Annotated in this window: 8 protein-coding genes; 4 read left to right on the top strand and 4 right to left on the bottom strand. The window is 73.7% G+C overall.

Going from position 1 to position 9,910, the window contains the following annotated elements:
* Positions 1 to 132 precede the first annotated feature (132 nt).
* Both ACWDBE_RS36360 and ACWDBE_RS36355 read right to left on the bottom strand, forming a co-directional pair.
* The gene (locus tag ACWDBE_RS36360; RefSeq protein WP_449810084.1) at positions 133 to 684 is read right to left on the bottom strand and encodes a hypothetical protein; all 552 of its coding nucleotides are present in this window, start codon (positions 682 to 684) and stop codon (positions 133 to 135) included.
* Between the two features lie 12 nt (positions 685 to 696).
* Positions 697 to 1,110 carry an ATP-binding protein gene (locus ACWDBE_RS36355; RefSeq protein ID WP_449810083.1) on the bottom strand — a complete coding sequence of 138 codons (414 nt, stop codon included), beginning with the start codon at positions 1,108 to 1,110 and terminating at the stop codon, positions 697 to 699.
* Between the two features lie 1,330 nt (positions 1,111 to 2,440).
* Here ACWDBE_RS36355 and ACWDBE_RS36350 point away from each other — a divergent pair.
* From ACWDBE_RS36350 to ACWDBE_RS36340, 3 genes are all read left to right on the top strand, one after another.
* On the top strand, positions 2,441 to 3,106 hold the full coding sequence (locus tag ACWDBE_RS36350) for an XRE family transcriptional regulator (protein WP_449790342.1): 666 nt from the start codon (positions 2,441 to 2,443) through the stop codon (positions 3,104 to 3,106).
* 19 nt (positions 3,107 to 3,125) lie between these two features.
* Positions 3,126 to 3,689 carry a class IV adenylate cyclase gene (cyaB, locus tag ACWDBE_RS36345; protein ID WP_449810082.1) on the top strand — a complete coding sequence of 188 codons (564 nt, stop codon included), beginning with the start codon at positions 3,126 to 3,128 and terminating at the stop codon, positions 3,687 to 3,689.
* Between the two features lie 154 nt (positions 3,690 to 3,843).
* Positions 3,844 to 4,701 carry a hypothetical protein gene (locus tag ACWDBE_RS36340; RefSeq protein ID WP_449810081.1) on the top strand — a complete coding sequence of 286 codons (858 nt, stop codon included), beginning with the start codon at positions 3,844 to 3,846 and terminating at the stop codon, positions 4,699 to 4,701.
* Between the two features lie 5 nt (positions 4,702 to 4,706).
* On the opposite strand, the gene ACWDBE_RS36335 is transcribed toward ACWDBE_RS36340, so the two are convergent.
* The gene (locus tag ACWDBE_RS36335) at positions 4,707 to 4,973 is read right to left on the bottom strand and encodes a hypothetical protein (protein WP_449810080.1); all 267 of its coding nucleotides are present in this window, start codon (positions 4,971 to 4,973) and stop codon (positions 4,707 to 4,709) included.
* 9 nt (positions 4,974 to 4,982) lie between these two features.
* Between ACWDBE_RS36335 and ligA the strand changes: the two genes are divergently transcribed.
* A complete protein-coding gene (gene ligA, locus ACWDBE_RS36330; protein WP_449810079.1) occupies positions 4,983 to 7,019 on the top strand; it encodes an NAD-dependent DNA ligase LigA in 2,037 nt (678 codons plus the stop codon).
* Positions 7,020 to 7,082: 63 nt separating this feature from the next.
* Here ligA and ACWDBE_RS36325 read toward each other — a convergent pair whose 3' ends face one another.
* On the bottom strand, positions 7,083 to 9,860 hold the full coding sequence (locus tag ACWDBE_RS36325) for a WD40 repeat domain-containing protein (protein ID WP_449810078.1): 2,778 nt from the start codon (positions 9,858 to 9,860) through the stop codon (positions 7,083 to 7,085).
* Positions 9,861 to 9,910: the final 50 nt, after the last annotated feature.

The raw sequence follows: 9,910 nt of genomic DNA, 5'->3' as shown, positions 1-9,910 counted from the left end.
TGACCGGGAGCCGACGTCGAGACGGAACCCGGCGCCGTGACCGGGGCCCGGCGCCCAACTCATGGCCGGGGCCGCCGAGCACAGACCCAACCGTCTGCTGTGCAGGAAGTCGGCGGGGCCGACTTCCTGCGCTCATGGGCGGGTGGCTTGGGTGCGGCAGTGGGTGAGGGCGTAGGTGATGCGGCGGTCGGAGGGGAGGGTGGTGGCGAGGAGTTCGCCGGCGGTGACGAGGGTGGTCCAGTAGAGGGCGGGGTTGCCGGTGTGGGGGAGGGGGTGGGCGGCGGTGAGGGAGAGGTAGGCGGTGGTGAGGTTGCCGGTGGTGAACCAGCGCTGGAGGCCGTGGCGGTGGCCGGGGCGGATGCCGCCCATGGCGTCCATGGCGACCAGGAAGTGTTCGACGACGGCGAGTTCGGTGTCGGTGAGGGATTTGGGGACGTCGAAGACGCCGAGGGCTTCGAGGAGTTCGCCGGTGTCGCTCGCGGAGTCCGGGTGGTGGTCGGCGAGGAGGGCGTCGTAGCAGTCGGCCAGGCGGCGGCTGGTCTCGGCGCGGGGGATGTCGAGGGCGAGGCAGACGGCGCGGGCGACGGGCAGGGGCCTGTGGCCGAGGCGGGCGAGGAGGGCATACGTCGCGGCGGGGGTGGCGCCACGGGAGAGGGTGTGGCGGGCGAGGGTGGCGAGGTTCACGACGATGGTCCTTCAGACGGCGGGGGCGATGAGGGCCCAGACGAACTTGCCGATGCCACAGGGGCGGGAAGCGCAGCCCCAGCGTTCGGCCAGTTCGCTGACGCGGAACAGCCCGCGCCCGTGCTCGTCGTCGGGGGCGGCGGCACGGAGAGTGGGGTGGTTGGTGCCGGCATCGTGGACTTCGAGCCGCAGGCGGGAGCTGACGAGGGCGAAGCGGATTTCGATGCGCCGGTCGTCGGGCGCGTCGGAGTGCTGAACCGCGTTGGCGAAGAGTTCGCCGAGGAGGAGTTCGGCGGTGTCGCGATAGCGATCCCCGGAGGGCAGCCCGGAGAGATAGGCCCGGAGCAAGTAGCGGGCCAGCGGCGTGGATTCGGTCCGCGAGTCGAGGCGCGCGACGAACATGCGAGGACGGCGAGACGTGAGCATGAGGGAACACCTCGAAAGGGGCGGGAGAGGGAAGCAGTCGCACCACTGCTGGTGATTGAGCGATGACGAACAGTCAACCGACCTGCCCTGTGATCGGCTATGGTCGAGCCGAGCCAGGGCGTTGAAACCCTTGAAATCCGCCTGCAAGGGGAACTTTCGTGCGAACCCACCGTGCGCCGAACCACAAGCTCGCCTCGTTGATGACCGAAGCAGCATGGGGAAACGGCGAGTTGGCACGGGCCGTCAACCGGACCGGCACCGAGACCGGGCAGCGGCTGAAGTACGACGCTTCGGCCGTCTCCCACTGGCTCGGCGGCACCTCGCCTTCGGTGAAGGCCCTGCCGGTGGTGCTGGAGACGCTGGCGCGGAGGCTCCGGCGGCCGATCACCGCCTTCGAGGCCGGATTCCGCGAGATGCCTACGCCCGTTGACCAGTCGCCGGATACGGTGTCAGGACTGATTGACCTGGGGAGCCTCGACATGGACCCATCCCGGCGCGGAGTACTCACGGCCAGCCTCTACTCGGCGGCCCTGACCATTCCGAACTGGCCCGACCTGGTGGGCCGCTTCGAGAGGCTGCGGACCGACCCGCACCTACGGATCGGCATGGCGGAGGTCCAGACCGTCACGGCGATGACCGAGCGCATCAGCGACCTGGACGACCAGTTCGGCGGCCGATTGGCCCGCCCGATGGCCGCCTCGTTCCTGGTGAACACGATCGTCCCGTACCTGCGGGCGGACGCAAGCGAGGACGTCCGCAGGGCGATGCTGTCGGCTGCCGCCGACCACTGCTACCTGACCGGCTACATGGCCATGGATGAACGCCACGACTCCCTGGCCCAGCGCTACTACCTGAAGGCTCTGGAGCTGGCCGGGCACGCGGGCGACCACCTCACGTACTGCACCACCCTGCGGGGCATGAGCGTCCAGGCCGTCGATCTCGGCCACGGCAGTACCGCCCTGCGGTTCGCGGACGCCGCCTCGGCCGCTTCGCCACAGGCCGGCCCCCGCATGAGGGCCTTCCTCGCCGGCCAGCAGGCGCATGCCACCGCCCAGACCGGGGACAAGGCCGGAGCCCTGTACCACCTGCGGATAGCGGAAGTCGCGATGGAGCAGGCCGAGTCCAAGGCAAAGGCATTCGGCTCCTACGATCCGTCCTCCCTCGCGTACCACGAGGCCAAGGTCCGCTGGGAGCTCGGGGACAAGGCCGGTGCGATCACCGCGATGGAGGCATCCGACCGCTTGCGGTACTCCGTGTACGTGCGCAACCGGGTGCGGATGACCGGCATGCTCGCAGAGTGGAAGTTGCAGGCCGGCCGGCTCGAAGAAGCCTGCGCGGACTGGCACCGGGCCCTCGACGACTACCCACACGTCCAGTCCGGCCGAGCCGACGACCGCTTCCGCTCGATGCTCTCCGCGACCAGGCCGCACCGCCGCAACCCCCATGTACGCGGGCTCCTCGAGCGCGCCCGCCCCATGGCGGGCCGCCAAGGGTCAACGCGAACGGTACGGGAGGCCATGGCATGACCAGCGATGAACCGAGCGCGCCCGTGCAGGCCGCACCTGCTCCCACGGGTGAGGACTACTCGGGGGTCTGGATCAGCCACTACGAGTTCTTCAGCAGCAGCCGGGAGAACACGTTCACCGGCCTGCACCACGTCGTCCTGTCCCAGCGCGGGAACCGGATCACCGGCCGGTCCCTCCCCGGCGCGTCGTCCAATCCCGATTCACCGCTGTCGTTCGACCTCACTGTCGACCGGAACGTCGTGACGGGCTCGTGGGTGGAACAGACCGCGCAGGACGGCTACTACCAGGGGGCCAGGTACCACGGCGCCATTCAGCTGCTGGTCGATCCGACCGGGCGCCGAATGGCCGGCAAGTGGGTCGGCTTCGGCAAGGAGTTCGACGTCAACTCCGGGCCCTGGGAGCTGCGCCTGCTGGACAGGTCCACGGCTGACGACGTCCTGGGCCGCTACAGCGTGCCGCCGGAGGCGTAGCACCCCAGGAGGAACCGGCATGGCGATCGAGGCGGAGCTCAAGGCCGTCGTACGCGACCCCGAACTCGTCCTCGCACGATTGGAGAAGTCGTACGGCGCCGGGCGCGCCGAGGTGTACCGCGACACGTACTACGACGCCCTGGACGGCAGCCTGATGGGAGCCGACCGCGAGCTGCGGATCCGCACTGTTCACGGGCCCGACGACACTCGCACCGTGCTCACGTACAAGGGCGCGCGGGTGGACGAGGCGTCCGGGTCGAAGTGGGAGGCCGAGACCCGGGTGGAGGACGCCGAGGCGGCCGACGAGATCATCCGGGGCCTCGGCTTCACCCCACGCATCCGGTTCGAGAAGCGGTGCCGCAACTACGACTTCGAACGCAGCGATCGGCACTTCCTCGCCACGCTCGTCCGCGTGCCGGAACTCGACGCGACATTCATCGAGGTCGAGACCGCTACGTCAGCCCAGGACGGCCTCGAAGCAGCGCTGGACGCCGTGCGGGCCGTGCTGGCGGACCTCGGGATCAGCGAGGACGACCTGACAACGGAGCTTTACACGGACGCGGTGGCCGCCGCTCGTACCTGATCCCGGGGGAGCGCGGGCGGCCAGTGCGTGTCACGCCTGCGGGCTGTCGTACGCCGCCCTACTGGCTGGGGCCGCCATACCCAACGTTCGCACTCCGTGTAGCCGGTATGCTACTTTCCGCATCATCAACAGAACATAGGAGACCCCGGCGGTGATGGAACACCCCGGGGTCGGGCACCAGGAGCTGGAACTCCAGATGCAGATTCATCGTAGCGCGCACGCGCGCGCGTTCACCGTTCTTCCGAACGGCCTGTTGCAGGATCGTCGGCTCAGTTACACCGCTCGTGGCCTGCTCGCCGACCTCCTTTCCCGCCCCGACGGGTGGCGGGAGGACGGGCGGCAGATGGCGGACAGCAGTCCGCAGGGGCGGGGCGCCATCCGGCGGGCGCTCAAAGAACTCAAGGACGCCGGGTACTACCGGGTCGACACGGTCCGGCTGGCCGACGGAACGGTCCGGTCCGAGGCCCACGTCTTCGACACCCCGCACCCCGCACCGGCTGCCACCCGCCCGGCTTCCGGTGGGCGAGGGACCGGCGGCGCTGTCGCCCCTCCCGTAAAGGACCCGGGACAAGAACCCACCCTCCCGGATGAACGGACGCGGGCGGCCGTGGCGACCCTGTTCCGGGTGATCCGGCCCGAACCGCGCCTGCGTCTCGGTGAGGCCGAGGCGCAGGCGCTGGCACCGCTCGTCGCGCAGTGGCTGGAACGAGGCTGCAGCGAGGCCGAGTTGGCGAACGCCCTGATCCCCGGACTGCCGCAGCCGATGCACTCCCCGGCGGCGATCCTCCGCGACCGGCTACAACGCAAGCTGCCACCGGAACGCCCCGAAGCCCCGCCCGCCTCCTACGCCGAGTGCGGCCGCTGCCACGATCCGGTGCCCCGGCCCGGCATCTGCCGCGCCTGCGCGGGCCTCGGCACGAGGGGCATCGCGGTCGGCAGCGGGGCGCGGGCCACCCCCGAGGGCGTCGCCCGTGCCCGCGCGGCCCTGCGCGGGCGGCTTCAGCCGGCCTGAGGCCGTTACGGGCGGGTGCCAAGTGCGTTGACGAGGGCTCGGCGGAGGACGGCCGTCTGGCCGGTGACGTCGCCCTTCTTGGCGGTCGTGCCGTCGGTGAGGGCGACGGTGTGCTCGCCGAGGAAGGTGTAGTCGGCGCGGTCGAAGATCCACTGAACCCGGACCCGTCCGCGCGACCGCGACGCCCGCCGCCACGGCGCCGACACCCCCACCACCGCCCGGCAGGCCTGACCCCGCCCACCCGCCGCCGGACTGTCAGTGCCGACCGCCATGATTCCCCCATGACCGAGACCGCCGCCCCGCTCACCTCGCCGTCCGCGTACGCCGACGCCGTCACCACCGCCGTGCAGGCCGCCGCCGCGTACTACGCCGACGGCTCCACCCCGCTGGGGGACGACGAGTACGACGCCCTGCTGCGCGACATCGCCGCGTACGAGAGCGCCCACCCCGGCGAGGTGCTGCCCGAGTCGCCGACCGGCAAGGTGGCCGGCGGCGCCGCCACCGGCGACGTCCCGCACAGCGTGCCGATGCTCTCCCTGGACAACGTGTTCTCCGCCGAGGAGTTGGAGTCCTGGGCCGCCGGCCTGGAGCGGCGCCTGGGCCGGCCCGTCGCCGCCTGGTGCGTGGAGCCCAAGCTCGACGGCCTCGCCGTCGCCGCCCGCTACCGCGCCGGGCGTCTGCAGCAGGTGATCACCCGCGGCGACGGCCTGGCCGGCGAGGACGTCACCCACGCCGCCGACGCCATCCTCGGCCTGCCCGCCGAACTGACCGAGCCCGCCGACATCGAACTGCGCGGCGAAGTCCTGCTCACCCAGAGCCAGTTCGAGCACGCCAACCGGGTGCGCGCCGACCACGGCGCCACCCCCTTCGCCCACCCCCGCAGCGGCGCCGCCGGCACCCTGCGCGCCAAGGACCGCCCCTACCGGATCGAGCTGACCTTCTTCGCCTACGACGCCGTCGGCCCCGGCGACCTCGCCCACAGTGCCCTGCTGGAGCACCTCGCCGCCCTCGGCGCCCACACCGCCGCCGCCACCGCGGCCGCGCCGCGGCACTGCGCGGACATCGCCGACGTCCAGCGGCGGATCGACGAGATCGCCGCCCTGCGCGCCGAACTGCCCTTCGGGATCGACGGCGTCGTCGTCAAGGCCGACCTGGCCGCCGACCGCGCCGAGGCCGGCTCCGGCTCGCGCGCGCCACGCTGGGCGGTGGCCCGCAAACTGGCCGCCCAGCACAAGGTCACCCGGCTGCTCGAGGTCGAGTGGAACGTCGGCCGCACCGGCATCATCGCCCCGCGCGCCGTCCTCGAACCGGTCGTCATCGACGGCGTCACCGTCACCTTCGCCACCCTGCACAACCCCGCCGACATCGAACGACGCGGGCTGATGATCGGCGACCAGGTCTTCGTCTACCGCGCCGGCGACGTCATCCCCCGGGTCGAGGCCCCCGTCCTCGACGCCCGCACCGGCGACGAGCAGCCCATCGCCTTCCCCGAGGCGTGCCCGCGCTGCGGCGACGCCATCGACACCACCGAACAGCGCTGGCGCTGCATACGCGGCCGCAACTGCCAGGCCGTCGCCTCCGTCCTCTACGCGGCCGGCCGCGACCAGCTCGACATCGAGGGCCTCGGCGGCACCCGCGCCGTCCAACTCGTCGAAGCAGGACTCGTCGCCGACCTCGCCGACCTGTTCACCCTCACCCGCGAGCAGCTGCTCACCCTGGACCGGATGGGGGAGACCAGCGCCGACAACCTGCTCGCCGCGATCGCCACCGCCCGCACCCAGCCGCTCAACCGGGTCTTCTGCGCCCTCGGCATCCGCGGCACCGGACGGACCATGTCCCGCCGGATCGCCGCGCACTTCGGCAGCATGACGGCGATCCGGGCCGCCGACGCCGAGACCCTGGCCGGCGTCGACGGCATCGGCACCGAGAAGGCCCGCGTCGTCGCCGCCGAACTCGCCGACCTCGCCCCGCTGCTGGACCGCCTCGCCGCCCTCGGCGTGGGCACCGCCGTCACCACCCCGACGGCCCCCGCGGCGGCGGGGGAGAGCGGCACCACCGAGGCGGGCCCGCTGGCCGGCGAGGCCGTCGTCATCACCGGCAGCATGACCGGCGCCCTCGCCGACCTCTCCCGCAACCAGATGAACGAACTGATCGAACGCGCCGGCGGCAAGGCCTCCTCCTCCGTCTCCAAGCGCACCACCCTCCTGGTCGCCGGCGAGAAGGCCGGCTCCAAGCGCGCCAAGGCCGAGGAACTCGGCATCCGCATTCTCACCCCCGAGGAGTTCGCCGCCCTGGTGGCCTCCCACCTCCCCGCCTGACGCCCCGGCCGGCGCTTCCCGCCCCACCCGGGGGTCCGGCCCCGCGGGGCCGGACCCCCGGGCTCACTCCGCGGACTCGGCCGACTCGGCGGACTCCACGAGGCGGAACACCCCGACCTCCCAGCCGAACCCGACCACCAGCCGGTCCGCCGCGGCCGTGGCCAGCGCGCCGACCGGCAGCGGCAGCACCAGGTCGGGGCCGACCGGGGCGAGGGTGGCCAGGTCCCAGGTCCGGACGGTGCCGTCGTCGCCGCCGGTGACGAGGACCGGGCGGTCCGCGACCCGGGCGGTGGTCAGCGCGGGGGTGTCGTCCTCGGAGGCGCGCAGGGGCGGGCCGAGCAGGGCGCGGGTGGCCAGGTCCCAGACGTGCACCAGGCCGTCGTCGCAGGCCGCCGCCACGACCGGGCGGCCGTCGACCACCGCCGTGGCCAGCGCCTCGACGACCGATCCGTCGCCCTCGTCCTCGTCCTCGTCGTCGTCCCAGTCCTCCTCGCCGTCCGCCTCATCCGCCTCGTCCGGGGCCGACGCCTCGTCCCAGTCCTCCTCGTCGTCCTCGTCATCCGCCTCGTCCCCGCCGCGCGGCGAGGCGCCCGGGAGGTCGATCGGCTCGCCGAGCGCGGTGCCGGTGGCGAGCTCCCACACCCGCAGCGTCACCTCGTCCGCGGTGACGGCGACCGGCCGGCCGTCCAGCACCGCCGTGGCCACCGCGGTCACCTCGGACTCGTGCCCGGCCAGCGGCCCGTGGAGGACCTCCCCGGCGGTGAGGTCCCAGACCCGGACGAGGCCGTCGGCGCTCCCGGTGACGGCGAGCGGCCGGCCGTCCAGCACCGCCGTCGCCACGGCGCCCACGGTGTCGTCGTGGGCCAGCGGCGAGCCCGCCGACTCTCCGGTGGCCGGATCCCACCGCCGGACCGCCTTGTCGTACGGCTCGACGGTGAGCACCACGGGTCGGCCCCCGACCACCGCCGTCGCCACCGCCTCCACCGGCTCTCCGGACTCGGCGAAGGGCGTGTCCGCCTCGGCGCCGGTGGCCAGGTCCCACAGGCGCACCGAGCCGTCCTGGGCGGTGCTGACCACCAGCGCCCTGCCGTCGACTTCGACCGTCGCCGCGGCGGTCACCTCGTCGCCGTGCCCGGGCCGCGGGTTGCCCACGGAGCCGCTGTCGACGGCCGGGTCCCAGCGGTGCACCCGGCCGTCGTCGGTACCGACGAGCACCACCGGCCGCCCGTCCGGCGTCACGGTCGAGGCCAGCGCCCGGGTCCGGCCGCGGGGACCGGCGAAGGCCTGGGCGAACTGCCGCCCGGCGACCGGGTCCCACAGCCGCACCATGCCGGAGTCGTCGCTGACGGCGACCGCCGCCCCGGCCCCGGTGGCCACCGCCGCGACCTCCTGCGGCCACTCGTGCGCGGCGACGAGGCGCTCGCCCACCGGGCGGGCCGTCGCCAGGTCCCACAGGCTGGTCGTGCCGTCCCAGGCGCCGACGGCCACGGTCGGGCGGCCGTTGACGTCCACCACGGCCAGCGCCTGCACCGCGCCGCCCCCGGTCTTCACCGGCGGCAGGAACTGACGCCCCTTCGCGAGGTCCCACACCCGGACGACCCCCTGGAAGTCGCCGGTCACCGCCACCGGCCGGCGCAGCACCACCGTCGTCACCAGCGCCGTCGGCCGGCCCGTCCGGCGGTCGGCGGGGCCGGAAGGGTCGCGCATCGGCTTGCCGACCGGCTGGCCGGTGGCCAGGTCCCAGACCCGCACGCTCAGGTCGTCGCCGCAGGTGACGGCCACGGGACGGCCACGCACCACCGCCGTGTCCACGGCGGTCACCCAGTCGAAGTGCCCGGCCAGCGGAAAGTACAGCAGCCGGTGCGTCGTCAGGTCCCAGACCCGTACGACCTCGTCGGTCCCGACCGACACCGCCACCGCCCGGCCGTCCAGCTCGGCCGCGGCCACGGCGCGCACCTGCCCGGTGTGGTCGGCCATCGGCCCGCCGACCGCCTCGCCGGTGGCCAGGTCCCACAGACGCACGGTGCCGTCGTCCCCGCCGGTGACCACGACCTCGCGGCCGTCCACCGGCACCGGGACCGCGGCGAGCGCCGACACCCCGTCCCGGTGGCCGACCACGCTCCAGCGGCAGCCGCCCAGTTGGGCGCCGCTGGCCCACTCGGCGCGCCGGCGCGGGAAGCGCTCGTCCGCCACCGGAACGGCCTCGATCCGCGCGGCCAGCTTGCCGTCCCCGTACCGGAGGGCATCGAGTGCCAGCAGCTGGCGGCGCACCGCGGGGCCGGCCTCCCGGTGGCGGTGGGAGGAGGCCTCGTACACCGCGGCGCCCACCCGCCCGAAGCCCCACGCCTCGGGGAGCAGGGCCAGCACGGTCGCGGGATCGGCGTTCACCAGGAACGCGCCGTCGGCGAACGGGATGGAGCCCAGGTAGACCGCGACGGAACGGCGCAGCTCGGGATCCGGGCCCCGGGCGGCGCGCAGCCACAGCTCCACGGCCTCCCCGACGTCGCCGTCCTCGCTCACCATCACCCCGAGCCGTTCCTCGGCGAGTTGGCGGTAGGGCTCGATCTCCGTGGTGACGGCGCCGCGCAGCAGCCGGTGGGCCTCGGCCCGGTCGCCGTCGAAGCGCGCCCGGTCGGCCGCGTCGATCGCCGCCGCGACCTCGACCAGGGCCTCGGCCACCCGCGGGGGCAGGGAGGACAGGTCCACCAGCTCACCGGGGCGCGCCCACGCCCTGGGGTCCTCGTCGACGGGCCGCACGGGCGGCGCGTCCTGCCCCGCGCGCGCACGGCGGCCGCCGAGCAACCGGCCTATCCAGCCGCGATGTTCCCTCGAGTCGGTCATCACTCTCCCCACTCCCGTACCGAATCCGACCTACCCTACCGACCTGCCCA

It is taken from the genome of Kitasatospora sp. NPDC001132 (assembly GCF_053598415.1).
Note: the sequence above shows the minus strand (reverse complement) of the source record. Positions and strands in the feature narration are given on the sequence as shown.

Coding starts and splice junctions, on each gene's coding strand:
- ACWDBE_RS36355 (WP_449810083.1), bottom strand. CDS start 1,110: ATGCTCACGTCTCGCCGTCCTCGCATGTTCGTCGCGCGCCTCGACTCG.
- cyaB (WP_449810082.1), top strand. CDS start 3,126: ATGGCGATCGAGGCGGAGCTCAAGGCCGTCGTACGCGACCCCGAACTC.
- ACWDBE_RS36340 (WP_449810081.1), top strand. CDS start 3,844: ATGGAACACCCCGGGGTCGGGCACCAGGAGCTGGAACTCCAGATGCAG.
- ACWDBE_RS36335 (WP_449810080.1), bottom strand. CDS start 4,973: ATGGCGGTCGGCACTGACAGTCCGGCGGCGGGTGGGCGGGGTCAGGCC.
- ligA (WP_449810079.1), top strand. CDS start 4,983: ATGACCGAGACCGCCGCCCCGCTCACCTCGCCGTCCGCGTACGCCGAC.
- ACWDBE_RS36325 (WP_449810078.1), bottom strand. CDS start 9,860: ATGACCGACTCGAGGGAACATCGCGGCTGGATAGGCCGGTTGCTCGGC.